Source organism: Pseudogulbenkiania sp. AW2-16 (assembly GCF_056824575.1).
Window position 1 is genome coordinate 243,215 of record NZ_CP157668.1, and the last position, 23,497, is coordinate 266,711.

Consider the following 23,497-nt stretch of genomic DNA (forward strand, 5'->3'; position numbering starts at 1 on the left):
TGGGTCAGCGATTGCCCATTGGTGCCCGTTCCGCCACCACGGGGGTGAGCACCACATCCCGATAAGACGGCGTATCCATGAGAGCCGCCAGGCGCTGCACATCGTGGGCATCGGCAGGGTAAACCGCCGCCTGGGGCAGGCGCTGGTAGATGGAGTTATCCGTCGACAGCACCGTTCGAGTGCCGTAGTCGGCACTGATCTCTCCAACAAACCCACTCGCCTTGAGCGCGTCGAGAAACGCACGAGTCGTTGAGGGCAGTTCTGTGTCTGTTTGGGTGAGTAGTGCAATCGACATAGCGGCAACCGTAGTGATGAGTCCAGGAAAAACCTTGACCTGTCTGCATGAGATGGGAGTAGCTTTCCCACAATGGTGCTAGTATCCCTGAGCCACTTCGCGGCAACAAACGACAATTTCACAGCAAAAGAATGAGTAAAACTCATGAATCATCGTCGCCTGACACCCTCGATGTCGCTACTGTTGGTATTCGAGTCCGCGGCTCGACATGAGAGCTACACGCGTGCGGCGGAAGAGCTATCGCTCAGCCAGAGCGCCATCAGCCGCCAGGTGCAGGCGCTCGAAGAGCATCTGGGGCTCAAGTTATTCCGGCGCGAAGGAAGATCGGTCAGGCTGACCGATGTGGGACGTCGTTACTACCTGGAGTTGAGCGAAGCGTTGGGACGCATCCGTAGCGCGACCTTGCAAGCCATGTCTTCGCAATCAGGGACCGGGGCACTACGCCTGGCAACGCTGCCGACGTTCGGGTCCAAATGGCTGTTGCCGCGCCTGCATGAGTTCTATGCAAGCCACCCTGGAGTGACGATCCACATCCATTCGCGAATAGGGGATATCGATTTCAATACCAGCGAGATCGATGCCGCCATCACCGTCGGCACCGGCGATTGGCCCGGGATGATGGCGCATCGGCTATACAACGAATTTCTCGTTGCCATTGTCGATCCGTCCGGAGTTGAAGACAGCCAAGAGATAACGCCGGATTGGGCCATGAAGCAGACCTTGCTGACGGTCGCCAGCAATCCTCAGGCCTGGGCCGAGTGGTTCTCGCACTATCACCTCGATCATCGCCAAATGCGTCTGGGGCCGAGCTTCGAACTCACGTCCCACTTGATCCAGGCGGTCAGGGCAGGCATCGGCATCGGCCTGGTGCCACAGGCCCTGATAACGGACGAACTGCAACGCAAAGAACTCATCACCATTGGTGAAGCCATCGCCAGCCCACGCAGCTACTACCTGGTTTACCCCCCGAGAAATGCCTCGCTCCCCTCCTTGACTGCATTTCGAGACTGGCTGCTCAGCGCTTGCTGAGTAAAACCTCTCTTCCCCTGGTTGGTGGAGGTTGCAGCCGGGTAGAAGGGCTTACTCACTCAGAGGACACTTAGCCCCGTCGCAAGGCGAGCTTTCGTTCAAATCAGGCACTGTCTACGACTTTAATAATCTGTCTACGACTTTAATAAATCGTCTACGACTATATTTGCGCAGAACAACAAACAGCCGCCAGCCTTTCCAAAAAACACTAGACCAACCGGTCTACTTGTTATAGAGTTCGAGCATGGCACGAGAACGACACCACCCCGATACCCGCGAACACATCCTCGCCACCGGCGAGGGCTTGATCCATGGCCGCAGCTTTACCGCGCTGGGCCTGACCGAGCTGTTGTCCGAGGCGGGGGTGCCCAAGGGGTCGTTCTACCATTACTTCAAGTCGAAGGAGGACTTCGGCGTGGCGATGCTGACACGCTACTTCAGCGGCTACCGCGAGCGTGTCGGCGGCTTGTTGACCGACGGCAGCGTCGGCAATGGCCGCGAGCGGCTGCTGGCCTACTTCCAGCAGTGGCTGGACAACCACGCGCGCTGTGAGGCGCAGAGCTGCCTGGCGGTGAAGCTGGCGGCCGAGGTGTCGGACTTGTCCGAACCGATGCGCGTGGCGCTGGACGAGGGCATGCTGGCCATCGTGCAGCGGCTGGCGGCCTGTATCCGCGAGGGCCGGGCCGACGGTTCGATCAAGCCGCAGTTGCCGCCGGACGACACCGCCTACGCGCTCTACAGCCTGTGGCTGGGCGCGGCGCTGATGTACAAGACCCAACACAGTCTGCGACCGTTGCAGGCCGCGATGATCCATACCCAAGGCCTGCTGCTGCCCTGCAGCGCGGCCTGAGAGCGATACCGTTTGCCGGCGAGCAGGCGGTTTTTTTGACCCAGAAACTAGACGACCGGTCTAATCTTTTCGAAACGACGGAGCGATCGATGAACGCGACACTCGAACAGATGCAGCAACACCGCAGCATCCGCAGCTACCAGGACAAGCCGGTGCCGGCCGAGGTGCTGGACGCCATCATCCAGGCGGCCTGGCACGGCCCCACCTCGATCAACGGCCAGCAGGTGTCGCTGGTGGTGGTGCAGGATGCGGCGCGCCGCCAGAAGATTGCCGAGCTGGCCGGCGGCCAGCCGTGGATCGCGCAGGCGCCGGTGTTCATCACCGTGGTGGCCGACTTCTACAAGACCCGCCTCGGCGTGGAGCGGGCCGGCAAGCAACAGGTGATCCACGACAGCGTGGAGGGGTTTGCCGTGGCGGCGGTGGATGCCGGCATCACGCTGGGAAACCTGATGACCGCGGCGCGCTCGGCCGGCCTCGGCGTGGTGCCGATCGGCGGCATCCGCCGCAACCCGGCGGCGATGATCGACCTGCTGCAACTGCCGGAACTCACGTTCCCGCTGGCCGGCGTGGCCATCGGCTACGCCGCCGACGCCGGCGACATCAAGCCGCGCCTGCCGCTGGCGAGCTTCGCGCATCGCGAGCGGTACAACGCCGCCGACCTGCCCGGCCACATCGCCGCCTACGACGCCCAGCTGGCCGCGCACTGGCAGCGCATCGGCCGTGACGACGGCGAGCCGTGGAGCAGCAATACCGCGCGCTACTACCAGCAGGTGTATTTCCCGCAAGTGGCCCCGGTGGCCCGCCAGCAGGGCTTCGGATTCGACCAGTAACCCCAATTCAGCCAGAGGACTCCCCATGCAAGCCGACAAACTGCTCACCCCGCTGCGCCTTGGCGCCGTGACCCTGAACAACCGCGTGCTGATGGCGCCGCTGACCCGTTTGCGCAACACCGAGCCGGATGACCTGCCCACGCCGCTCGCCATCGAGTACTACCGCCAGCGCGCCGGCGCCGGCCTGATCATCAACGAGGGCACCCACATCTCGCCCACCGCCAAGGGCTACGCCGGGGCGCCGGGCATCTACAGCGAGCAACAGGTGCGCGCCTGGCAGGAGATCAACGACGCCGTGCACGCCGCCGGCGGCAAGATCGCCATCCAGCTGTGGCACACCGGCCGCATCTCGCACACCAGCCTGCAGCCGAACGGCGAGGCGCCGGTGGCGCCGTCGGCGATCCGGGCCGACAGCAACACCAACATCCGCGATGAAAACGGCGAGCTGGTGCGCGCGCCCACCTCGACCCCGCGCGCGCTGGAAACCGCCGAGATCGCCGACCTGCTGGACGACTACCGCCGCGCCACCGACAACGCGCGCCGCGCCGGTTTCGACCTGGTGGAAATCCACGCCGCGCACGGCTACCTGCTGGACCAGTTCCTGTCGCCGGCGGCCAACCAGCGTACCGACCAGTACGGCGGCAGCGTGGAAAACCGCGCGCGCCTGGTGCTGGAAGTGCTGGACGCGGTGATTGCCGAATGGGACGCCGCCCACGTCGGCATCCGCCTGTCGCCGCTGGGGGTGTTCAACGGCCTGTCGGAAATCGACCAGCAGGAGATGGCGCTGTACCTGATCGGCGAGATCGCCAAGCGCCACATCGCCTACCTGCACCTGTCCGAGCCGGACTGGGCCGGCGGTCCGAAATGGCCGGACGAGTTCCGCCGCGCCGTGCGGGCGGCCTACCCGCACCCCATCGTCGCCGCCGGCGGCTACACTGTGGACAAGGCCGAGGAGCTGATCGGCGCCGGGCTGATCGACGCCGTGGCCTTCGGCCGCCCCTTCATCGCCAACCCGGACCTGCCGGTGCGCTTCGCGCAGGGCGCCGAACTCAACCCGCCGCGCCCGGAAAGCTTCTACGGCGGCGGCGCCGAGGGCTATACCGACTATCTGGCGCTGGCCGTGTCACATTGAGAAAGGTCGATCATGAGCAAGGTTCTGTTCGTTCTCACCAGTCACGACCAGTTGGGCGACACCGGCCATAAAACCGGCTTCTGGATCGAAGAGTTCGCCGCGCCGTACTACGCGCTGGTCGACCACGGCGTGTCGGTGACGCTGGCGTCGCCCAAAGGCGGCCAGCCGCCGATCGACCCGAAGAGCGCGCTGCCCGAGTCGCAGACGCCGGCCACCGCACGCTTCAACGCCGACACCGCGCTGCAAGCCAAACTGGCCGCAACGCTGCGCCTGGACGCGGTATGCGCCGACGACTTCGACGCGGTGTTCTACCCCGGCGGCCATGGCCCGCTCTGGGACCTGGCCAACGACGGCACCTCGCAGGCCCTGATCACCGCCTTCCTGGCGCAGGGCAAGCCGGTCGCCGCGGTGTGCCATGCCCCGGCGGTCCTGCTCGGGGCACTCACCCCGGAGGGGCAGCCGGTGGTGGCCGGCCGCCGCGTCAGCGGCTTCTCCAATAGCGAAGAGCAGGCGGTCGGACTGGCCGACGTGGTGCCCTTCCTGCTCGAAGACGCGCTGCAAGCCAAGGGCGGCGAGTATCAGCGCGGGCCGGACTGGCACTCCTTCGCGGTGGAAGACGGCCTGCTGATCACCGGGCAAAATCCGGCCTCGTCGGAAGCCGTGGCCGAAGCGCTACTGCACCGCCTGCCGCACTGAGCGCGCCGGCAGGTTGGCCGAAGCCCTGTCAGAACGGGCTTCGGCCAACCTTTGTCATGGCGGCACCTCACACCGCCTTGCGTCCCAGCGCCACGCACAGCACCACTCCCGCCGTCACCAGCAGCATGCCGGTATTGAGCTCTTCGCCCAGCACCAGCATGCCGCACAGCATCATGCCGAAGGGCTGCAACAGCTGCACCTGGCTGACCCGCGCCACACCGCCCAGCGCCAGGCCGCGATACCAGATGAAGAAGCCGATGAACATGCTGACCAGGCTGACGTAGGCGAAACCGGCCCAGGTCTGCCAATGGGTGATCGCCGCCGGGCGCGTCAGCCACACCGGCAGCAGCAGGAACGGCGCCGCCAGCAGCAAGGCCCAGCAGATGGTCTGCCAGCTGCCCAGTTCGCGCGCCAGCCGGCCGCCCTCGGCGTAGCCGACGCCGCACAGCAGGATCGCAATCAGCATCAGGCCGTCCGCCGCCTGCCAGCCGCCCGCGCTCTGCCACCAGGCGTAGCCCACCACCAGCGCGCTGCCCGCCAGCGCGAACAGCCAAAACAAGGGGTGCGGCCGCTCGCCGCCGCGCAAGGTGGCGAAGCCGGCGGTAGCCAGCGGCAGCAGGCCGCCGAACACCGCGGCGTGCGACGCCGGCACCCGCGCCACCGCCAACGAGGAAAACAGCGGGAAGCCGATCACCACTCCGCCGGCCACCAGCGCCAAGCGGCGCCACTGCGCCCCGGTCGGCGGCGCGGCACGGGTCAGCCACAGCAGTAGCCCGCTCAGCACGGCGGGCAGCAAGGCGCGGCCCAAGCCGATGAAGATCGGGTCGAGCTCGAACGAGGCCAGTCGTGACGCCACCAGCGTACCGCTGAAACAGGCCACGCCGAGCAGCCCCCACAACAGGCCGGCCAGCGGCTGCGATGCCGTCGTGCTCATGATGCACTCCCCAGGTTGAAGAGCCTTGAGCGTAACGCCAAACTGTCTGCCATAATCCAGACAGTTACACCGATCACTTCCCCACTGTACAGGCCATACCACCATGACAGTTTGCGCCGACAACTGGCCGATCGCCGCCACGCAGCCCGTGCCGCTGACCACGCAGATCGTCGACTTCTGCAGCGACAACATCCGCCGCCAGCTGTGGCCGGCCGGTGCGCGCCTGCCGTCGATCCGCGCCCTGGCCGAGCGCTACCCGGTGAGCCGCTTCACCGTGGCCGAGGCCTACGAGCGGCTGGTGGCGCGCGGCCTGATCCAGGCCCGCCACGGCGCCGGCTACTTCGTCGCCGGCCAGCGCAGCACGCCGCACGGGCACGAGGCGCACCCGGCCGACAGTGCGCTGGCGCAAGAGGTGGAGCTGATGCGGCTCAACCTGTCCGGGCAACGGCGCTGGCAGCCGGGCGTCGGCTGCCTGCCCGCGGCGTGGCTGGCCGACGGCCCACTCGCCGCCGAGTGGCGCGCCCTCTCCCAGGCCGCGCCGCGCCTGGTCGGCTACGGCAGCCCGCAGGGCTACCTGCCACTGCGCGAGGCGCTGGTGCAGAAACTGGAGGCCCAGGGGCTGACGCTGTCGCCGGCGCAGCTCGTCACCACCAGCAGCGCCACCCATGCGCTCGACCTGATCCTGCGCCTCGTCACCACGCCGGGCGACACCGTGCTGGTGGACGACCCCGGCTTCTACAACTTCCACGCCGCGCTCCGGCTGGCGCGCGTCAACGTGGTCGGCATTCCGCGCACCCCGCACGGTCCGGACACCGAAAGGTTGGCCGAAGCCCTGCGCCAGCACCGGCCGCGGCTGTTCCTCACCGTCAGCGCGCTGCACAACCCGACCGGCAGCACCCTGACGCTGCCGGTGGCACACCAGGTGCTCAAGCTGCTGGAACAGTGGAATTGCCTGGCGGTGGAGGACGACATCTACGCCGACTTCGAAGCGCGCCCCGGCGTGCGGCTGGCGGCGCTCGACGGACTGTCGCGGGTGATCTACCTCGCCAGCTTCACCAAGACGCTGTCGGCCAACCTGCGCTGCGGCTACATCGCCGCCGATCCCGGACGCATCGCCGGCCTCACCGACATCAAGCTGATCAGCGGCATGACCACCCCGGAAGCGGTGGAAACGCTGGTCTACCGCCTGCTCACCGGCGGGCGCTACCGGCGACACGTCGACGGCCTGCGCAAACGGCTGGAGCCGCTGCGCGCCGACGCCATCGCCCGCCTCAAGGCCCTGGGCTTCACGCTGTGGCACGAGCCGGCGGAAGGCTTCCTGCTGTGGGCCGAGGCGCCGCCCGGGCGCGATCTCGACGCTTGGGTCGAACGCGCCCGCGCCGCCTCGCTGCTGCTGGCGCCGGGGCGCTACTTCAGCCCGGCGGGCACCCCCAGCCGCCACCTGCGCTTCAACGTGGCGCAATGCGGCGAAGCCGGCCTGTGGCAGGTCATGGGCGACACGCTGCACGGCTGAGACCCCGTTCCCGATCTTGCTGCGCAGCCCCGATCTGGCTCATGTGCACCGCGTGCGAATCTTTCGCTCAGCGCACCGAAATCCTCAGGTCCTCCCGTACATGCCGGTTTCTGCATGGCTCTTCACCCCGCTGAGCCCCCCCACGACAGATCGGGAACGGGTTCCGAGCGGCCCCATGGCGGCAGACCCCGCGGGCATAGGCCATAACGAAATCAAGGGGCCGGCGATACCCCCGTCATCTGGCCGAAACGGCGCGTTTCTGCTACATTAGCGGGTTCGGCCGGCCCCTTGCGGGGACGCCGCCGGTGCCGGGTGAGACCGATCCCGCGTGCCGCGTGACCTCGACTGTCTTTCGATGGAAACCGTAATGAATTCAAGCGACAAAGCCCTCGTCGTCCTGTCCGGCGGCCAGGACTCCACCACCTGCCTGTACTGGGCGCTGCAGCGCTTCGGCGCCGACAACGTGGAAGCCGTCACCTTCGACTACGGCCAGCGCCACCGCGTCGAGCTCGACAGCGCACGCACCATCGCCGCGCTGGCCGGCGTGCCGCACACCGTGCTGCCGATCGACACCTTCGCCGCCATCGGCGGCAACGCGCTGACCGACGCCAGCATCGAGCCCGAGAGCGGCGCCCGCGCCGACGACGACACCGCGCTGCCCAACACCTTCGTGCCGGGCCGCAACCTGATCTTCCTGAATTTCGCCGCCGCCTTCGGCTACACCCGCGGCGCGCGCCACCTGGTGACCGGCGTGGCGCAGACCGACTACTCCGGCTACCCGGACTGCCGCGAGAACACGCTCAAGGCGCTGGAGCTGGCGCTGCGCCTGGGCCTCGATGCCCGCGTGGAACTGCACACCCCGCTGATGTACCTGTCCAAGGCCGACACGGTGCGGCTGGCGCAACAGGTCGGGGCCATGGCGGCAATGGCCTTCAGCCACACCTGCTACAACGGCGAGCAGCCGCCCTGCGGCCACTGCGCCGCCTGCGAACTGCGCGCCAAGGGCTTTGCCGAGGCCGGCGTCGCCGACCCGCTGGTCGAACGTTTCCGCCAGGGCTGATCATGCACGCATCCTACCTTCTCGCCGGCGCGCGCTTCGAAGCCGCGCGCCAGTTGCCCGCCGACTGGTTCGAGCCGCAGTTCGCCAGCCTGCACGGCCACAGCTTCCGCGTGCAGCTGCGCGTGGAGAACATCCACACCAACCAGGCCGGCCTGGCCGAGACGCTGCAGCGCGCGGTGCAGCCGCTCAACTATGCCTCGCTCAACCAGCGCATGGCGACGGTGGACGACCTGGCCATCGCCGAACACCTGTCGGAACAACTGAGCTTTCCGCACAGCCTGACGCTCACCAGCGCACCGGAACGCGGTGTGATCCTGGACAACGGCACCCGCCTGGTCTGGCTCAACGCCGGCTTCGAGGCGGCGCACCAGCTGCCGCACGTGCCCGCCGGCCACAAGTGCGGCCGCCTGCACGGCCACGGCTTCGGCGTGCGGCTGGTGGCGGACGCGGCTTCGGCCAACCACGTCGACCTGGCGGCGGCCTGGGGACGGCTGTTCCTGCGCCTCAACCACCGCTATCTCAACGACATCCCCGGCCTCGCCAACCCCACCAGCGAGGTGCTGGCGCAGTGGATCTATCGCGAGCTGTCGGCCGATCTCGCCGGCTTGGCCTGGGTCGAGGTGCGCGAGACGCACACCGCCGGCAGCCAGTTCGACGGCCGCACCTTCCGCATCTGGAAGGAACAGCACTTCGAGAGCGCAGTGCCGTTCGACGCCGAGGGCAACTACACCGGCCACAGCTACCTGATCCGGCTGATGCTGCAAGGCGAGCTGGACGGCGCGATGGGCTGGCTGCTCGACTTCGGCGACGTCAAGGACCGCTTCAAGCCGGTCTACCGCCAGCTCGACCACAACCCGCTCGACCGCCTCGCCGGCATCCGCAACGGCCACCCCGCCTCGGTGGCGGAATGGGTGCACGCCGAGCTGTCGCCGCTGGTGCCGGAACTGGCGCGCGTCGACCTGATGGAGCGCGACGAGCGCGGCGTCTCGGTATTGTTCAAGGACAACATGCGCTGGCCGCTGCTGTAGCAAGGGGGAAAGCATGTACACGGTGAAGGAAATCTTCTACACCCTGCAGGGCGAAGGCCGCCAGTGCCGGCCGCGCCGCGGTGTTCTGCCGCTTTGCCGGCTGCAACCTGTGGAGCGGCAAGGAACGCCACCGCGCCAAGGCCATCTGCCAGTTCTGCGATACCGACTTCGTCGGCACCGGCCCGGACGGCGGCAAGTTCAAGACCGCCGAGCAACTGGCCGAGCGCATCGCCGGCGCATGGCCGGCCGGCGTCGGCGGCACGCCGTTCGTGGTCTGTACCGGCGGCGAGCCGCTGTTGCAGCTCGATGCGCCGCTGATCGACGCGCTGCACGCGCGCGGCTTCGAAATCGCGGTGGAAACCAACGGCACCGTGGCCGCCCCGCCCGGTATCGACTGGCTGTGCGTCAGCCCCAAGGCCGGCGCGCCGCTGCTGCAGACCTCCGGCCACGAGCTGAAGCTGGTCTATCCGCAGCCGATGCTGATGCCGGAGAGCGTAGCCGGGCTCGCCTTTCAGAACTTCTACCTGCAGCCGATGGACGGCCCCGACGTCGCCGCCAACACCCGCGCCGCCATCGCCTATTGCATGGCACAGCCGCAATGGCGGCTGTCAGTGCAGACCCACAAGGTGCTGAACATTCGTTGAGGATGGGATTGCCCATGCCCAAAAAGCCGGATGTTCCGGCTTTTTCCTTGTCGGCTCGCCCCGCTTGATCTTTTTTTCGTGTATCCCTGTAATGAATGCCCGCCTGAGCTGACCAATCAACAGCCCCGTCGCAACCGCCCGGCAATATTCTGTAAGAAACACCACGGCGGCACGACCAACGCTCAAGTCCGGCCACCGGCCGGATCGCCTACCCCACCCATCACTTAGGAGAAACACCATGACTGCATCCCGTGCCCTGATCGCCTCCGCCCTCGGCGCCGTCGTCGCCATGGGCGCCATCGCCCCCGCCGTGGCCGCCGAGAAGGAAAAATGCTTCGGCGTCGCCAAAGCCGGCAAGAACGACTGCGCCTCGGTGGTGGGCACCCACTCCTGCGCCGGCCGGGCCAAGGTCGACAACGACCCGAACGACTGGAAATTCGTCGCCAAGGGCAGCTGCGACAAGATGGGCGGCAGCCTGCAGCCGGGCAAGAAGTAAGCCTCCCGGCCTTCGGCCCGGCGCCCATCACGACGCGGGGCCGAAGCCTCCCCCTCCCGAAAGCCCGCCATGACCCAGACCCGACTCCCCTGCCGCGCCGGCATCGGCCTGCGCTCCCCGCACTACCAGCAGGTGCTGCAGCAGCAACCCGAGCTGGGCTGGGTCGAGGTGCACAGCGAGAATTTCTTCGACGGCGGCCAGCCGCTCGCCATGCTGCACCGCGTGGCCGAACGCTACCCGCTGTCGCTGCACGGCGTCGGCCTCGGGCTGGGCTCGCCGCAACGCCCTGAAGCCGGGCACCTGGCCTCGCTGAAGCGGCTGGTCGACGCGCTCGACCCGGCGGCGGTGTCGGAGCACCTGTGCCTCAACCACTCGGCCACGCGTTTCGTCAACGACCTGTTGCCGCTGCCCTACACCCGCGATGCGCTGGACGCCGTCAGCGCCCACGTCGCCGAGACCCAGGACGCGCTGCGCCGCCCTATCCTGCTGGAAAACCTGTCGAGCTACGTCGAATACCCCGGCAACGAGATGCACGAGGGCGAGTTCCTGGCCGAGCTGGTCAAGCGCACCGGTTGCGGCATCCTGCTCGACCTCAACAACCTCTACGTCAACCAGGTCAACCTCGGCACCGATGTGGACGCGGTGATCGCCGCGCTGCCGCCCGACGCCATCGGCGAAATCCACCTCGCCGGCTACTCGGAGCGCGACGGCTTGCTGGTCGACACCCACAGCCAGCCGGTCTACGCAGCGGTGTGGCAGCTCTACCGCGCCACTGTGGCGCGGCTCGGCCCGCGCCCGACGCTGATCGAATGGGACATCGACATCCCGCCGCTCGACGTGCTGTGCGGCGAGGCGGCCAAAGCCCAGGCCATCCTGCAGGAGCGACACCATGACCTCGTGGACTGACTGGTCGAGCGCGCTGCTCGAGGCCATCGCCGCCCCCGAGCGGCACGCCCCTTCGGCCAACCTTGGCCTGTCCGCGGCCGGGCTCGCGGTGTACCGCAACAACTACCGCGTCGGGCTGATCGACACGCTGGCCTACGCCTACCCGGTGCTGGGCCAACTGGTCGGCGAGGAATTCTTCCGCGCGCTGGCGCGCGAGTACGTCAAGCATCACGCCTCGCACTCCGGCAACCTGCACCGCTACGGCGCCGCTCTGGGCGATTTCCTCGACAGCTTCGAGCACGTCCGGCATCTGCCCTACCTGGCCGACGTGGCGCGGCTGGAGTGGCGGGTGCACCGCAGCTACTACGCCGCCGACGCCACCACGCCGGACCTAGCAGTGCTGGCCACGCTGGAGCCGGAGCGCTGGGGCGAACTGCGCTTCGAGCTGGCCGACGACGTCGCCGTCGTCGCCTCGTCCTGGCCCATCGCCACCCTCTGGCTGGCACACCAGCCCGACAGCGGCGTGCCCCTCCCCGAGCGCCTCGGCGACAGCGCCGAAACCGCGCTGGTGACGCGTTCGGCCGGCACGGTCAGCGTCGAGCGCCTGGATTCGGCCCCGGCAGCCTTCCTGCTGGCGCTGCAGCAGGGCGTCACGCTGGAAGCCGCCACCGACGCGGCACTGCGACTAGGCCCTTCGTTCGATCTGCAAGCCCTGCTCGGCCAGCTACTGCAACGTAATCTGCTGTCCTCCATCACGCTGCCTGCGGGAGAACTGCCATGAAAACCCTGATCCAGCGCGTCGAGCAACTGGCATCTCCGCTGCTCCACCTCGCCGACGGCCTGCGGCCGCTGGTGCTACTGTTCCTGCGGCTGTGGGTCGCCAACGTGTTCTTTTCCTCCGGCCTGACCAAGATCGCCGACTGGGACACCACCCTGCTGCTGTTCACCGAGGAATACCACGTACCGCTGCTGCCGCCGGCCGTGGCGGCGGTGATGGGCACCTTCGGCGAACTGGTGTTCTCGTCGCTGCTGGCCATCGGCCTTACCGGCCGCTTCGCCGCCGCCGGCCTGTTCGTGGTCAACCTGACCGCGGTCATCAGCTACCCCGGCCTGACCGAGACCACGCGCCAGTTCCATTACTATTGGGGCATGCTGCTGGCCGTCATCGCCTGCAGCGGCCCCGGCCAGCTGTCGCTCGACCGGCTGCTGTCGTGGTGGAGCCGGCCGCCACAGGACGACTGATCCCCCTTCGCCCAGAAAGCGCCTCCCCTGTCGGCGGTGTTGCCCCGACAGCGTACGCATCGCCGCTTTCCCGGCGAGCCCTGGTCGCGTCCTGGCACTCGCGTGGCCAATGCTTTTTGGAATGCGCCGAACGCGTGGCATAATCAAAGATTCGCTTGCAACCGATCCTCGAACCATGTCGTCTTCGCCCTACACCCTCGTCCTCCAGGCCCCGCTCCTCTCCGCCAGCCCGCTCGCCGCCGTCGCCGAGCTGAGCGGCACCACCGACATCGAACGCGTTTCCGACAGCGTGGCCCGCCTGCACGGCGTCGACCCCGCCCGCCGCGCCGACATCATCGCCTACTGCGAACAGCACAACCTGGACGCCGCCTTCGTCCCGAGCGGGCGCCGCTTCGCCGATTTCGGCCTGGTGGTGTCGGACATGGACTCCACACTGATCACCATCGAATGCATCGACGAGATCGCCGACATGGTGGGGGTCAAGCACCTGGTGGCGGAAGTCACCGAACGCTCGATGCGCGGCGAACTCGACTTCACCGCCTCGCTCAAGGAACGCGTGGCGCTGCTGGCCGGGCTGGAAGAAAGCGCGCTGGAAACGGTGTATCGTGAAAGGGTCAGGCTGACGCCCGGCGCCGACACCCTGCTCGCCGCCTGCAAGGCCAACGGCGTGCGCTTCATGCTGGTCTCGGGCGGCTTCACTTTCTTCACCGAGCGCCTGAAAGCCGAGCTGGGGCTCGACTACGCCTTCGCCAACGTGCTGGAAGTGGTCGACGGCAAGCTCACCGGCCACGTCAAAGGCGACATCGTCGATGCCAGCGCCAAGGCGCGACTGCTGATAGAAGTACGCCAAGAGCTGGGGCTGGCGCCGGATCAGGTCATCGCCATGGGCGACGGCGCCAACGACCTCAAAATGCTGGCCGAAGCCGGCCTCGGCGTGGCCTACAAGGCCAAGCCGGTGGTACGCGCCCAGGCCGACGTGGCGCTCAACCATGTCGGCCTGGAAGGAGTCGTCAACCTGTTCGCATGACCGAGCAAAGGGAGGAACACCGCATGAGCAGACTACCCACCCTGGCCACCGCCAGTTTCGATGCCGACCTCCCCTTGTCTTGCCAGCGCCTGGCCGACACCGCCTACCAGGGCCGGCTCGACCGCGAAACCCGGCTGGCGCTGCAATTGCTCGCCTCGCCGGGTGAAGTCCCCGACGACGCCGACCCGCTGTTGCTGCGGCTGGAAGCCAAGATCGACCTGACGCTGGAACTGGTACTCGCCTCGCGCTACCCGGTACGCCCCGCCATCACCCCCTGCCGGCTCGGCCTCGACGCCATCGCCTGGCATTCCGAGCACGCCTATCCAGTCGGCGAACCGGTCTTGCTGACGCTCTACCCCAACAGCGACTCGGCCCTCATCCTGCGCCTAGCGGGCAGCATCGATGCCTGCGAGCCCTCGCCCGATCAGCCCGGCTACCTGCTGCAAGCCGACATCCGCCCCTCCTTTGACAAAACCAGCCATCTGCAATGGGAAAAGTGGGTGTTCCGCCGCCACCGCCGCGCCATCCAGGAACGCTGATCCCCTTCCTCCGGTATTCGTCACCTCGCCTTGATTCAACATCAAAAAACAATTTAAAAATAACCGTCTATCTTTAAAAAAGGTTTACTCGGCACGCGCAATTCCCAACCAGGACGGAACGACTTATGATGATTACATCATTGCGTCGGGATGATTCATGCACCTCACCTTAACCACGGATGATCCGAAGCCCTCCTACGGCCGCCGGCTCAGCCGGGAGTGGCGCACGCTTCTGCTCGGCCTGCTGCTGTGCTGCACTGGCCCTGATCTGGCTCATGACCGCAGCCCTGTTTCACGCACGCTCGCGCTCGATCGAAGAGCATGCCCAAAACATGGCCCAAGCCCAGCTCAACCTGGCCAGCATCCAGTTCGAACAGCAGTTCACCTTGCTCCGGACGGCACTGCAGCAACGCGCGCTGGAGCGGGAGGCGAGTGCGCTGCCAGCGCCAATCGACAATCTCGACGAACTCTGGCTGATCCCGCCGCAAGGCGCGCCGCGCGCGCTGAGCGGCAGCTCCAACCGCCCCCCTCCACATTCAGGCCCTGGCACGGCGGCTCGTTTCCGACCCCGCCGATGGCGCTCCGTTCGTCCTCCTCCCGCCCCCCTGCAGTTTTCCGTCAGCAAACGCATCCCGTTCCTGCTGCCGGCCTGCAACCGCAGCGGCGTCTGCCGCGCAAGCTACTACGGCAGCTTCAATGCCTCCGACTGGCTGCCGGCGCTGCTGCGTGACACGCCCGGCAGCCAGATCCGCCTGTTCAACCGCGCCGGCCAGTTGCTCATCCAGTCGACCCCGGCCCCGACCCAGACCCTCTCGACCTGGCGACGTCTGGCCCAGTGGCTGACGCTGCTGCCTGCGCCCCACATGGAGGCGAGCGCCGTCGTCCCCTCCATCCCGCTGCGCATTACGGTGGCCGTCTCGACCCGAGGCACCTGGAGCACCGATCGCAGCCTGCCGTTACTGCTGCTGGGCAGCACGCTGCTCAGCGCTCTGCTGGTCTTCTTCGGCATCGTCGGCAACCGTCTGCACCACCAGGCACGCCGGGAGCGGCGGCAGCTCGACGAGCACACCGCACTGCTGGCGCTGTCCAATGCCAACCTGAAGAAGAAACTGCACAAGCTCGCCTCGACGCACCAGGACCTCCAGGCGCTGCTCGATACCATCCAGGTCGGGGTGCTGATCCTGCATCCCGACAGACACGAGGTCACCACCGCCAACATGGCGGCCGGCCGCCTGTTCGGCCTGCACATCTCGGAGTTGATCGGGCGCAGCATCCTCAGTCTGCTAGCCGACCCGGCCGACGTCGAAGGCTGCGAGAGCCTGCTCGACCAGGGGCTGGGGATCAGCGACCGTGAAATCCAGCTGCGAGACGGCGGCGGCAAGATCTTCTGGTCCCAGGTTTCGATGCGCCGGGTGCGCTTCAACGACCACCACAGCATCGTCATGAGCGTGGTCGACATCAGCGAGCGCATGAGCCACAACCAGCAGCTGCAGCGGGAAAAGCAGGAAACGGAACGCCTGGTGAAGCAGCTGCAGGAAATGCAGCACGAACTGTACGAACGGGCCACCCACGACGACCTCACCGGCGTCGCCAACCGCCCGCACTTCCTGCAACAGGCGCAGCAAGCCTATCGCCAGGCGCTGCGCCAAGGAACGCCGCTCGGCCTGGCCATCATCGATCTGGACATGTTCAAGCTGGTGAACGACACCTACGGCCACGATGCCGGCGATCTGGTGCTACAGCAGGTCGCCATGGCCTGCGAGAGCTGCCTGGGCGAGACCCAGCAACTGGGACGCCTGGGCGGGGAGGAATTTGCCATCCTGATGCCGCATTGCGACTATGCCCAAGCCATCGAACTGGCCGAACAGGTCAAACGCAAGATCGCCGAACTGATCATCAGCTATCATGATGACAGGATCAGGGTCACCTTGAGCATCGGTGTGTCCTGCTGGAGCCCGCAGGACAGGCCGCTGCTGATCGGCCGGCTGTTCAAGCTCGCGGACCTGGCGCTGTACCAGGCCAAGGAAACCGGACGTAACCGCGTCGTCCCGGCACGGGCACTGAATTGCCTCGAACCCTGAAGCCAGCGCGGAAAGCGTCGTGAGCAAGCCGTAGCAAGGGCCCGCACCGGATACGCCATCGCGGCGCGATACGGTTCGGCCGAGGCTGGCGGGACGACAACAGCCCTTTTATGGACGATGCCATGCAGTTACCCGAAGAAGTCCTGCAACCCCTCATCGACACCCTGCCCGGCGGGGTGCTGCTGATCGATGCCGACGATAGCCGCATCATTCACGCCAACCAGCTGTCGTCCATCCTGCTCGGGATACCCTACAACGAGCTGGCCGGCCAGCCGTTCTTCCCCTTCCTCGCCGACGATCCGGATGGACGGACGCTGATGCAGGCGCTGGAACAGCGTGGCATGCTCTACAACCATCCCTGTCTGCTACGCTCGTCAAGCGGCCGCCCCTTCCAAGTCTCGCTGCTGATGCGCCGCCTGCCGCAGATCGATCGCCCTCTGCTGGTGGTCAGCTTCAGCGACCAGTCGGAAAACAAGATTCTCGGCCAGTTGCTCGATTACGAACGCCAGCTGCTCAACCGCACCCTCAAGCTGGTCAAGACGCTGCGCGAAGAAATCCAGCAACACGAGATGGAAGATTCGATCAGTGGCGTGATGGGTATCCGCTCGCTGATGAGCAATACCCAGACCGAGGTGGGGCGCGCCCACCGCTATGGCAGCCCCCTCGCCGGCCTGCTGCTGCGGCTCGACGAACCTGACCAGAAGACCGATCAGGAAAACGACAACAGCCTCTCTCACCTGCACCAGCTGACCAGTAGCCTGTGCATCCAGGCTTCGCGCGAGAGCGACCTGATCGCCAAACGCGAAGACGGCGCCCTGGTGATGATTCTGCCCAACACCACGCTGGATGGCAGCAAGCTCTTCGCCCTGCGCCTGCTGCGCTCACTGTCGCAATTGACGCTGGTGCGCAATGGTAAGGAAGAGCATCACACCGCCAGCATCGGCGGCAGCAGCCTGCGGCAGGAGGAACGCTCGCCCAAGGCGATGCTGGAAAGAATGGATCTGGCGCTGCAGGTCGCCCAGGCACGCGGCGGCAACCAGCTGATCATGCAAAGCTGAAATGACAAGGGGGCCATGCGGCCCCCTGTTCTGATATGGAATAGCCCGCGCGCTGCCGGGCGTGCCACTCAGCCTTTAACGTACGGCGAGCGCATCCAGCAGTTTCTGGTGAATGCCGCCGAAACCGCCGTTGCTCATCACCAGCACGTGGCTTCCCGGCTCGGCCTGGGCCACGATGGCCGCGATCAGCCGCTCCAGATCGTTGAAGCTCGCCGCCTTGTCGCCCAGCGGCGCCAGCGCCTCGGCCGGATCCCAGCCCAGGTTGGCACCGTAGCAGAACACCTGGTCAGCCTCCGTCAATGCCCACGGCAGTGCCGCTTTCATGGTGCCCAGCTTCATGGTGTTGGAGCGCGGCTCCAGCACGGCCAGGATCGGGCTTCGGCCAACCTTGCGGCGCAAGCCTTCCAGCGTGGTGGCAATGGCGGTGGGATGGTGCGCGAAGTCGTCGTACACCGTGACACCGGCCGCCACGCCGCGCACTTCCATGCGCCGCTTCACGTTCTGGAAACGCGCCAGGGCATCGATGGCATCCTTCACCGCGACACCGGCATGGCGTGCGGCGGCGATGGCGGCCAGCGCGTTGAGGCGGTTGTGCTCGCCCAGCAGGTCCCAGCGCACCCGCCCCTGCAACTCGCCGCCCAGCAGCACATCGAAATGCCCCTGTTCGTCCACGTTGGCCAGCTGCCAGCCGGCTTCGACGCCGAAGCGCTCCACCGGCGTCCAGCAGCCACGCTCCAGTACCTCGTCCAGGCTCGCCTCGCGGCCATTGCTGATCAAGCGGCCGTTACCCGGCACGGTGCGCACCAAGTGGTGGAACTGGGTCTGGATCGCCGCCAGGTCGGCAAAGATGTCAGCGTGGTCGAATTCCAGATTGTTGAGCACCGCCGTGCGCGGATGGTAGTGGACGAACTTGGAGCGCTTGTCGAAGAAGGCGGTATCGTACTCATCGGCCTCGATCACGAAGAACGGGCTGCGGCTCGCCGGATCGAGCGCCGGCGCACCCGGCAGGCGTGCCGAGATGCCGAAATTCTGCGGGATGCCGCCGATCAGGAAGCCCGGCGCGAGACCGGCGTCCTCCAGAATCCACGCCAGCATCGAGCTGGTGGTGGTCTTGCCGTGCGTCCCGGCCACCGCCAGCACCCACTTGTCGGCCAACACATTCTCCGCCAGCCACTGCGGGCCGGAAATGTACGGCAGGCCGCGGTTCATGATCTCTTCCATCAGCGGCGTGCCGCGCTTGACGACGTTCCCGATCACGTACACGTCGGCGCCGATGGCCAGTTGTTCCGTCCCGAAGCCCTGGGTCAGCTCGATGCCCATGGCCTCGAGCTGGGTGCTCATCGGCGGATAGACGTTGGCGTCGCAACCGGTCACCTTGTGGCCGGCCTGCTGGGCGATGGCGGCAAGACCTCCCATGAAGGTGCCGCAGATTCCGAGGATGTGGATATGCATGAAGAAGAAAGTCCAGGACTAGCGCGGCGCTGACGCGCCAAAAGCGGCTAGCTTACGCGGGATTGTCGCCCCCCTCAAGCCAGCCCCAAGCCGGCAACACCCCACGCCATGAGGCGAGCGGTGCCCGGCAGCTCAGAAAAACAGCCAGGCCAGCCCCGCAAACAGCGGCAGCAGGATGACGCCCGACCACAGCAGGAAGCCGAAGAACCCGGGCATCGCCACCCCGCGCTGCTCGGCGATCGCCTTGACCATGAAATTGGGCGCGTTACCGATATACGTCATCGCGCCCATGAACACCGCCCCCATCGAAATCGCCAGCAGCGTCTGCGGCAACTCCTTCATCAGCAGCTGGGCATCTCCGGCGGCAAGGTTGAAGAACACCAGGTAGGTCGGCGCATTGTCGAGGAAGCTCGACAACAGCCCGGTCAGCCAGAAGTACATGGCATTCACCGGCATGCCATCCTCGCCCGAGACCAGCGCCACCAGCGCCGCCAGGTGCCCGTCGCTGCCGGCACGCAGAATGGCGATGGCGGGCACGATGGTGATGAAGATGCCGGCGAACAACTTGCCCACCTCGAGCATCGGCGCCCAGTTGAAATCGTTGCCGGCGCGCACCTGGCGCGGGGTCAGCGCCAGGGAGAGCAGCGCGATCAGCAGCAGGATCAGGTCGCGCACCGCGTTCTGCAGCTCAAGCGGCGTGCCGAGAACGTCGATGCTCAGCCCCGGCTTCCAGAGGCCGGACAGCAGCACCGCCCCGACCACCCCGGCGATCAGCAGGAAATTGAACTGGCCGTACAGCTTGAGCGGCGTGTCCGGCGACGGGTCGCGCGGCAGCACGCCCTCCTTGCGGTAGTAGTAGCTGTCCACCAGGTAGAACACGGCCAGCAGCGCCAGGGCCGCCGCCAGCACCGGCAGCCCCATGTGCCGGACGGTCCAGAAGAAATCCACCCCCTTCAGAAAGCCGAGGAACAGCGGCGGGTCGCCCAGCGGCGTCAGCCCGCCGCCGACGTTGGCCACCAGGAAGATGAAGAACACCACCACGTGCACGTTGTGACGGCGGTTGTCGTTGGCCTTGAGCAAGGGGCGGATCAGCAGCATGGCCGCGCCGGTGGTGCCCATCACCGACGCCAGCAGCGTACCGGCTGCCAGCAAGGCGGTATTGAGCCGGGGCGAGCCGTGCAGGTTGCCCCACAGCAGAATGCCGCCCGACACCGTGTAGAGCGCCAGCAGCAGCACGATGAAGGGCAGGTATTCGGCCAGCAGCGCATGCACGACCAGGGACGCCATGCTGCCTGGGCCGACGGCCAGGGTGAACGGCAACAGGAACAGCACGCTCCACAGCGCCGTGATCTTGCCGAAGTGGTGATGCCAGAGCCCTGGAGCAAAGATCGGGAACAAGGCAATCGACAGCAGGATGCCGCAGAACGGCAGCGCCCACAGCAGGCTCAGCGAAGCGCCGTCGAGCTCGGCGGCCTGCGCCAGCGCAGGCAACAGCGACAGCAAGGCAGACGCCAGCAGTTTCCGGGTCATCGTATCTCCTGGAAAAAATAAAGACTCTCCGGCCCTGAATCAGTCTTGGGCGAGGAAGGTGAAGGTGAACGCCCCGGAGACAACGATGCCGCTGTCCGGGCAGAAGGCCGCCGTCGGCCAATGAAACCGGCGCACAGGCCGCACGGTGCTGCGCCTTGAGTCCGGCCGCCCAGGCGGAAGAAAGTTCCGCACCGCACGGACACGACGGTCGCCGGCACTTCAGGCAATCGGCTGCCCCGCTCCGCTTCCCCGTTCCGCCACGGCGGTGACGTCGTAACAGCGGACGGTATTGCGTCCCGCCTTCTTGGCCCGGTACAGGGCGATGTCAGCGTGCTTGAGCAGCTCGTCCCGGGTTTTCTGCTCCCCCAGGAACAGACTGATGCCGATGCTAGGCGAGCTGCGGTACGGCTGACCCTTGAGCACATAGGGCTGGTTGAGCGCGATGCGGATCTTCTCCGCGATGAGTGTCTTGAAATGATCCAGATCGATGAACAGCAGAGCGCCATGGCTGTGCTGCCGCACGCTCTTGGCAAACGCCTGCGCCAGGCGGTCGTGCAGCAAACGGCGGTTGGCGAGACCGGTCAGCGGTCGGGAGGAAGATCCCCTTCAGCCTCGGTGCTATCGGTGCCGAAAAACGGGTTGGCATGGCCGCGAAGCCATGCCACACCCGGCTTAGTGATGCTTCTGGATGAACTCTATCTTGTAGCCGTCGGGGTCCTCGACAAAGGCGATCACGGTATGACCGTGCTTCATCGGGCCCGCCTCGCGCACCACCTTGCCCCCCTTGGCGCGCACCATGTCGCAGGCGACGGCGGCATCGTCCACCTCGATGGCGATGTGGCCATAGGCGTTGCCGAGCTCGTAGCTGTCGGTATCCCAGTTGTGGGTCAGCTCCAGCACGGTGTGCGCCGACTCGTCGCCGTAACCGACGAAGGCCAGGGTGAAACGGCCTTCGGGGTAATCGTTGCGGCGCAGCAGGCGCATGCCCAGCACCTCCTGATAGAACGCTAGGGAACGCTCGAGATTGCCGACTCGCAGCATGGTATGCAGCAGACGCATGATGTTTTCCTTCCGTAGAAATCAGATCAGCCGAACGCGAACAGGGTATCGCCGTGTTGCTTCAGCCATTGCCGCGCCGTGCGCCAGTGCGGAAACAGCCGTTCGGTTTCCGACCAGAACGCGGCGGAGTGGTTCATGTGCACCAGATGCGCCAGTTCGTGCGCCAGCACGTAGTCGAGGATGTGCGGCGGCGCCTGCACCAGCCGCCAGTTGAGGCGGATGGCGCCGCTGGCGGAACAACTACCCCAGCGCGTGCGGGCCGAGGACAAGGAGAGCGAGGCCGGCTGGCGGCGGCTATATCGCGCCACCTCGGCGAGCCGGGAGGGAAACCGGCGCGCCGCCTCGCGCTTGAGCCAGGCGGCGACGGTGGCATCGAGCCGCTCGCGGTCATGCGCTGCGACCCCGGCCACCTGCAGGACCCGGCCGTCGATGCGCGCCGCCGGACGCTGCCCGGCAACATGAACGATGTCGAGCGGCTCCCCGGCCAGACGCAGTTGCCGCGGCTGCGCCGCCAGTTCGGCACAACGCCTTTGTTGTTCCAGCCAGTGCTGGCGGATCCAGTCGCGGCGCTTGTCCAGGACCGCCTGCAGCAGGCTCATCGGCACCGCCGGGTGGGCGATCAGTTCGACCCGCCCTCCCCGCACGCGGATGCCGATGCTCTGGCGCGCGCGGCGGATCAGCGCAACCGGGATGTTGCCTTCAGGCAGGCTGAGAATCACCGAGCCGCCGCTTGCGCTGGTCGGGGTGGGCGAACGGACCGACGCCGCCGATTTCCAACTGGCGAGCCTCGATCCACTCTTCCGCCTCGCGCGTCATCGCCGCCGAACTCTTGTCCTGCGGCAGGATAGGCTTGCCGATCACCACGGTGATCTCGCCGGGAAACTTGCGGAACGAATTCTTGGGCCAGAACTCGCCGGCGTTGAGCGCCACCGGCACCATCGGCACGTTGAACGCCTTGGCCATGCGCGCCGCGCCCTGCTGGTAGCGGCCCGGCACGCCCGGGGGCGTGCGCGTGCCTTCCGGGAACACGGCAATCCAGTAGCCCTTGGCGATACGCTGCCGGCCCTGCTCGACGATCTGCTGGCTGGCCTTGGTCTTGGCCGAGCGGTCGATGGCGATGGTATCGAGCAAGGCGAGGCCCCAGCCGAAGAACGGAATCCACAGCAGCTCCTTCTTGGCCACGAACACCTGCGGCGGGAAGATCGCCTGCAGGGCCAGCGTCTCCCAGCCCGACTGGTGCTTGGAGCAGATGATGGACGGCGTATCGGGGATGTTCTCGGCGCCGACCACCTTGTAGCTCAGCCCGCAGACGTGCTTGAGCAGCCACAGCAACCCTTTCACCCAAGCCTGGGCGAAGCTGTGGCGCACGCGGTGCGGCGCGACGCAGCCCAGCAGGATCAGCAGGAAGCAGAAGGTCGTCAGGAAGGCAAGGCCCACCCAGTAGACCAGGGTACGAATCCAGATAAACATTACGGCGCTATGCCCTCGTGAAAAACAGTCAGTGATGCGTTTGGATCAGGTATTCGGCAGCGTCGTAGAGGTCGTTGAACACCAGCGTGCCCTCGGGCAGACCGCCCTTCTCGAAGGTCTTTTCACCCTTGCCGGTCTTGACCAGGATGGGCTGGCCGCCCATCGCGGCGATCGCCTCCAGGTCGCGCAGGCTGTCGCCAACCATCGGCAGGCCATCGGGCTTGACGTTGAAGCGCTCGGAGACTTCCTTGACCATGCCCGGCAGCGGCTTGCGGCACTCGCAGTTGTCGTCCGGGGTATGCGGACAGACCACCACGGCGTCGATGCGTCCGCCGGCCTGGTTGACCAGGCGGTGCATCTTGGTGTGCATGGCGTGCAGCGCGTGCAGGTCGAACAAGCCGCGACCGATGCCCGACTGGTTGGTCGCCACCACGATGCGCCAGCCCGCCTGGGTCAGGTTGGCGATGGCCTCCAGGCTATGGTCGAGCGGCTCCCACTCCAGCGAGTTTTTGACGAAATCGTCGCGATCCTTGTTGATCACGCCGTCACGATCCAGGATGACTAGTTTCATGGCAGGTTTTTTCTGTCGGTAAAACGGCCAAAGGCGTGGACCCGCCAGCCGGCCGGTCCACGCCACGCGGTGGCAG

At 66.6% G+C, this 23,497-nt stretch carries 26 protein-coding genes; 17 read left to right on the forward strand and 9 right to left on the reverse strand.

The genetic code is table 11. From position 1 onward, the window contains the following. Positions 1-4: 4 nt before the first annotated feature. Entirely contained in the window at positions 5-295 is a 291-nt protein-coding gene (locus ABKF58_RS01180; RefSeq protein WP_482583104.1) for a hypothetical protein, read from the reverse strand. A gap of 144 nt (positions 296-439) precedes the next feature. Here ABKF58_RS01180 and ABKF58_RS01185 point away from each other — a divergent pair, with 144 nt between their 5' ends. The 5 genes from ABKF58_RS01185 to ABKF58_RS01205 all read left to right on the forward strand — a co-directional run bounded on the left by ABKF58_RS01185 (position 440) and on the right by ABKF58_RS01205 (position 4,832). After that, complete coding sequence (locus tag ABKF58_RS01185; protein WP_482583105.1) at positions 440-1,324, forward strand: LysR substrate-binding domain-containing protein; 885 nt, start codon at positions 440-442, stop codon at positions 1,322-1,324. A 244-nt stretch (positions 1,325-1,568) separates the two neighbouring features. Further along, entirely contained in the window at positions 1,569-2,174 is a 606-nt protein-coding gene (locus ABKF58_RS01190; RefSeq protein WP_482583106.1) for a TetR/AcrR family transcriptional regulator, read from the forward strand. A gap of 89 nt (positions 2,175-2,263) precedes the next feature. Then, on the forward strand, positions 2,264-3,004 hold the full coding sequence (locus ABKF58_RS01195) for an NADPH-dependent oxidoreductase (RefSeq protein WP_482583107.1): 741 nt from the start codon (positions 2,264-2,266) through the stop codon (positions 3,002-3,004). 25 nt (positions 3,005-3,029) lie between these two features. Continuing rightward, on the forward strand, positions 3,030-4,136 hold the full coding sequence (gene nemA / locus ABKF58_RS01200) for an N-ethylmaleimide reductase (protein ID WP_482583108.1): 1,107 nt from the start codon (positions 3,030-3,032) through the stop codon (positions 4,134-4,136). A 12-nt stretch (positions 4,137-4,148) separates the two neighbouring features. Next, positions 4,149-4,832 carry a type 1 glutamine amidotransferase domain-containing protein gene (locus tag ABKF58_RS01205; protein WP_482583109.1) on the forward strand — a complete coding sequence of 228 codons (684 nt, stop codon included), beginning with the start codon at positions 4,149-4,151 and terminating at the stop codon, positions 4,830-4,832. 67 nt (positions 4,833-4,899) lie between these two features. Here ABKF58_RS01205 and ABKF58_RS01210 read toward each other — a convergent pair whose 3' ends face one another. Next, a complete protein-coding gene (locus ABKF58_RS01210) occupies positions 4,900-5,766 on the reverse strand; it encodes a DMT family transporter (protein ID WP_482583110.1) in 867 nt (288 codons plus the stop codon). Between the two features lie 103 nt (positions 5,767-5,869). On the opposite strand from ABKF58_RS01210, the gene ABKF58_RS01215 reads away from it, so the two are divergent. From ABKF58_RS01215 to ABKF58_RS01270, 12 genes are all read left to right on the forward strand, one after another. Beyond that, positions 5,870-7,279 carry an aminotransferase-like domain-containing protein gene (locus tag ABKF58_RS01215; protein WP_482583111.1) on the forward strand — a complete coding sequence of 470 codons (1,410 nt, stop codon included), beginning with the start codon at positions 5,870-5,872 and terminating at the stop codon, positions 7,277-7,279. Positions 7,280-7,646: 367 nt separating this feature from the next. Next, positions 7,647-8,339, forward strand: coding sequence for a 7-cyano-7-deazaguanine synthase QueC (gene queC, locus ABKF58_RS01220; protein WP_482583112.1), 693 nt, complete (start codon positions 7,647-7,649; stop codon positions 8,337-8,339). Positions 8,340-8,341: 2 nt separating this feature from the next. Further along, on the forward strand, positions 8,342-9,367 hold the full coding sequence (locus ABKF58_RS01225) for a 6-pyruvoyl trahydropterin synthase family protein (RefSeq protein ID WP_482583113.1): 1,026 nt from the start codon (positions 8,342-8,344) through the stop codon (positions 9,365-9,367). An 80-nt stretch (positions 9,368-9,447) separates the two neighbouring features. Then, on the forward strand, positions 9,448-10,011 hold the full coding sequence (gene queE / locus ABKF58_RS01230) for a 7-carboxy-7-deazaguanine synthase (RefSeq protein WP_482583114.1): 564 nt from the start codon (positions 9,448-9,450) through the stop codon (positions 10,009-10,011). A 238-nt stretch (positions 10,012-10,249) separates the two neighbouring features. Next, positions 10,250-10,507, forward strand: coding sequence for a BufA1 family periplasmic bufferin-type metallophore (locus ABKF58_RS01235; protein ID WP_482583115.1), 258 nt, complete (start codon positions 10,250-10,252; stop codon positions 10,505-10,507). A 69-nt stretch (positions 10,508-10,576) separates the two neighbouring features. Then, positions 10,577-11,413, forward strand: a complete 837-nt coding sequence (gene bufB / locus ABKF58_RS01240; protein ID WP_482583116.1) for an MNIO family bufferin maturase — start codon at positions 10,577-10,579, stop codon at positions 11,411-11,413. Beyond that, positions 11,397-12,173, forward strand: coding sequence for an HvfC/BufC family peptide modification chaperone (locus ABKF58_RS01245; protein WP_482583117.1), 777 nt, complete (start codon positions 11,397-11,399; stop codon positions 12,171-12,173). Before bufB ends, ABKF58_RS01245 begins: the two co-directional genes overlap by 17 nt. Then, a complete protein-coding gene (locus ABKF58_RS01250; protein ID WP_482583118.1) occupies positions 12,170-12,634 on the forward strand; it encodes a DoxX family protein in 465 nt (154 codons plus the stop codon). Before ABKF58_RS01245 ends, ABKF58_RS01250 begins: the two co-directional genes overlap by 4 nt. 175 nt (positions 12,635-12,809) lie before the next feature. Beyond that, the gene (gene serB, locus ABKF58_RS01255) at positions 12,810-13,661 is read left to right on the forward strand and encodes a phosphoserine phosphatase SerB (protein WP_482583119.1); all 852 of its coding nucleotides are present in this window, start codon (positions 12,810-12,812) and stop codon (positions 13,659-13,661) included. A gap of 23 nt (positions 13,662-13,684) precedes the next feature. Continuing rightward, complete coding sequence (locus ABKF58_RS01260; protein WP_008953220.1) at positions 13,685-14,200, forward strand: hypothetical protein; 516 nt, start codon at positions 13,685-13,687, stop codon at positions 14,198-14,200. A gap of 275 nt (positions 14,201-14,475) precedes the next feature. After that, on the forward strand, positions 14,476-16,281 hold the full coding sequence (locus ABKF58_RS01265; RefSeq protein ID WP_482583120.1) for a sensor domain-containing diguanylate cyclase: 1,806 nt from the start codon (positions 14,476-14,478) through the stop codon (positions 16,279-16,281). 122 nt (positions 16,282-16,403) lie between these two features. Then, entirely contained in the window at positions 16,404-17,339 is a 936-nt protein-coding gene (locus tag ABKF58_RS01270) for a GGDEF domain-containing protein (RefSeq protein WP_482583121.1), read from the forward strand. A 75-nt stretch (positions 17,340-17,414) separates the two neighbouring features. Here ABKF58_RS01270 and mpl read toward each other — a convergent pair whose 3' ends face one another. From mpl to gmhB, 7 genes are all read right to left on the reverse strand, one after another. Then, positions 17,415-18,791: a UDP-N-acetylmuramate:L-alanyl-gamma-D-glutamyl-meso-diaminopimelate ligase gene (gene mpl / locus ABKF58_RS01275; RefSeq protein WP_482583122.1), complete on the reverse strand. Its 1,377-nt coding sequence runs from the start codon at positions 18,789-18,791 to the stop codon at positions 17,415-17,417. Positions 18,792-18,923: 132 nt separating this feature from the next. Continuing rightward, positions 18,924-20,321, reverse strand: coding sequence for a sodium:proton antiporter (locus tag ABKF58_RS01280; RefSeq protein ID WP_482583123.1), 1,398 nt, complete (start codon positions 20,319-20,321; stop codon positions 18,924-18,926). 219 nt (positions 20,322-20,540) lie between these two features. Continuing rightward, positions 20,541-20,882, reverse strand: a complete 342-nt coding sequence (locus ABKF58_RS01285) for a diguanylate cyclase domain-containing protein (protein ID WP_482583124.1) — start codon at positions 20,880-20,882, stop codon at positions 20,541-20,543. A gap of 111 nt (positions 20,883-20,993) precedes the next feature. Next, complete coding sequence (gene gloA / locus ABKF58_RS01290; RefSeq protein WP_482583125.1) at positions 20,994-21,380, reverse strand: lactoylglutathione lyase; 387 nt, start codon at positions 21,378-21,380, stop codon at positions 20,994-20,996. A 26-nt stretch (positions 21,381-21,406) separates the two neighbouring features. Beyond that, positions 21,407-22,099 (reverse strand): M48 family metallopeptidase, encoded by a 693-nt coding sequence (locus ABKF58_RS01295; RefSeq protein WP_008953227.1) that lies wholly within the window; start codon positions 22,097-22,099, stop codon positions 21,407-21,409. Further along, a complete protein-coding gene (locus ABKF58_RS01300; RefSeq protein WP_482583126.1) occupies positions 22,080-22,850 on the reverse strand; it encodes a lysophospholipid acyltransferase family protein in 771 nt (256 codons plus the stop codon). Before ABKF58_RS01300 ends, ABKF58_RS01295 begins: the two co-directional genes overlap by 20 nt. A 28-nt stretch (positions 22,851-22,878) precedes the next feature. After that, positions 22,879-23,421, reverse strand: coding sequence for a D-glycero-beta-D-manno-heptose 1,7-bisphosphate 7-phosphatase (gmhB, locus tag ABKF58_RS01305; RefSeq protein ID WP_482583127.1), 543 nt, complete (start codon positions 23,419-23,421; stop codon positions 22,879-22,881). Positions 23,422-23,497 lie beyond the last annotated feature (76 nt).

Coding starts and splice junctions, on each gene's coding strand:
- bufB (WP_482583116.1), top strand. CDS start 10,577: ATGACCCAGACCCGACTCCCCTGCCGCGCCGGCATCGGCCTGCGCTCC.
- ABKF58_RS01265 (WP_482583120.1), top strand. CDS start 14,476: ATGACCGCAGCCCTGTTTCACGCACGCTCGCGCTCGATCGAAGAGCAT.
- ABKF58_RS01190 (WP_482583106.1), top strand. CDS start 1,569: ATGGCACGAGAACGACACCACCCCGATACCCGCGAACACATCCTCGCC.
- ABKF58_RS01300 (WP_482583126.1), bottom strand. CDS start 22,850: ATGTTTATCTGGATTCGTACCCTGGTCTACTGGGTGGGCCTTGCCTTC.
- ABKF58_RS01260 (WP_008953220.1), top strand. CDS start 13,685: ATGAGCAGACTACCCACCCTGGCCACCGCCAGTTTCGATGCCGACCTC.
- ABKF58_RS01245 (WP_482583117.1), top strand. CDS start 11,397: ATGACCTCGTGGACTGACTGGTCGAGCGCGCTGCTCGAGGCCATCGCC.
- ABKF58_RS01225 (WP_482583113.1), top strand. CDS start 8,342: ATGCACGCATCCTACCTTCTCGCCGGCGCGCGCTTCGAAGCCGCGCGC.
- ABKF58_RS01215 (WP_482583111.1), top strand. CDS start 5,870: ATGACAGTTTGCGCCGACAACTGGCCGATCGCCGCCACGCAGCCCGTG.
- gmhB (WP_482583127.1), bottom strand. CDS start 23,421: ATGAAACTAGTCATCCTGGATCGTGACGGCGTGATCAACAAGGATCGC.
- serB (WP_482583119.1), top strand. CDS start 12,810: ATGTCGTCTTCGCCCTACACCCTCGTCCTCCAGGCCCCGCTCCTCTCC.
- queC (WP_482583112.1), top strand. CDS start 7,647: ATGAATTCAAGCGACAAAGCCCTCGTCGTCCTGTCCGGCGGCCAGGAC.
- ABKF58_RS01270 (WP_482583121.1), top strand. CDS start 16,404: ATGCAGTTACCCGAAGAAGTCCTGCAACCCCTCATCGACACCCTGCCC.
- ABKF58_RS01205 (WP_482583109.1), top strand. CDS start 4,149: ATGAGCAAGGTTCTGTTCGTTCTCACCAGTCACGACCAGTTGGGCGAC.
- mpl (WP_482583122.1), bottom strand. CDS start 18,791: ATGCATATCCACATCCTCGGAATCTGCGGCACCTTCATGGGAGGTCTT.
- ABKF58_RS01235 (WP_482583115.1), top strand. CDS start 10,250: ATGACTGCATCCCGTGCCCTGATCGCCTCCGCCCTCGGCGCCGTCGTC.
- ABKF58_RS01210 (WP_482583110.1), bottom strand. CDS start 5,766: ATGAGCACGACGGCATCGCAGCCGCTGGCCGGCCTGTTGTGGGGGCTG.
- ABKF58_RS01185 (WP_482583105.1), top strand. CDS start 440: ATGAATCATCGTCGCCTGACACCCTCGATGTCGCTACTGTTGGTATTC.
- gloA (WP_482583125.1), bottom strand. CDS start 21,380: ATGCGTCTGCTGCATACCATGCTGCGAGTCGGCAATCTCGAGCGTTCC.
- ABKF58_RS01250 (WP_482583118.1), top strand. CDS start 12,170: ATGAAAACCCTGATCCAGCGCGTCGAGCAACTGGCATCTCCGCTGCTC.
- ABKF58_RS01280 (WP_482583123.1), bottom strand. CDS start 20,321: ATGACCCGGAAACTGCTGGCGTCTGCCTTGCTGTCGCTGTTGCCTGCG.
- ABKF58_RS01195 (WP_482583107.1), top strand. CDS start 2,264: ATGAACGCGACACTCGAACAGATGCAGCAACACCGCAGCATCCGCAGC.
- nemA (WP_482583108.1), top strand. CDS start 3,030: ATGCAAGCCGACAAACTGCTCACCCCGCTGCGCCTTGGCGCCGTGACC.
- ABKF58_RS01180 (WP_482583104.1), bottom strand. CDS start 295: ATGTCGATTGCACTACTCACCCAAACAGACACAGAACTGCCCTCAACG.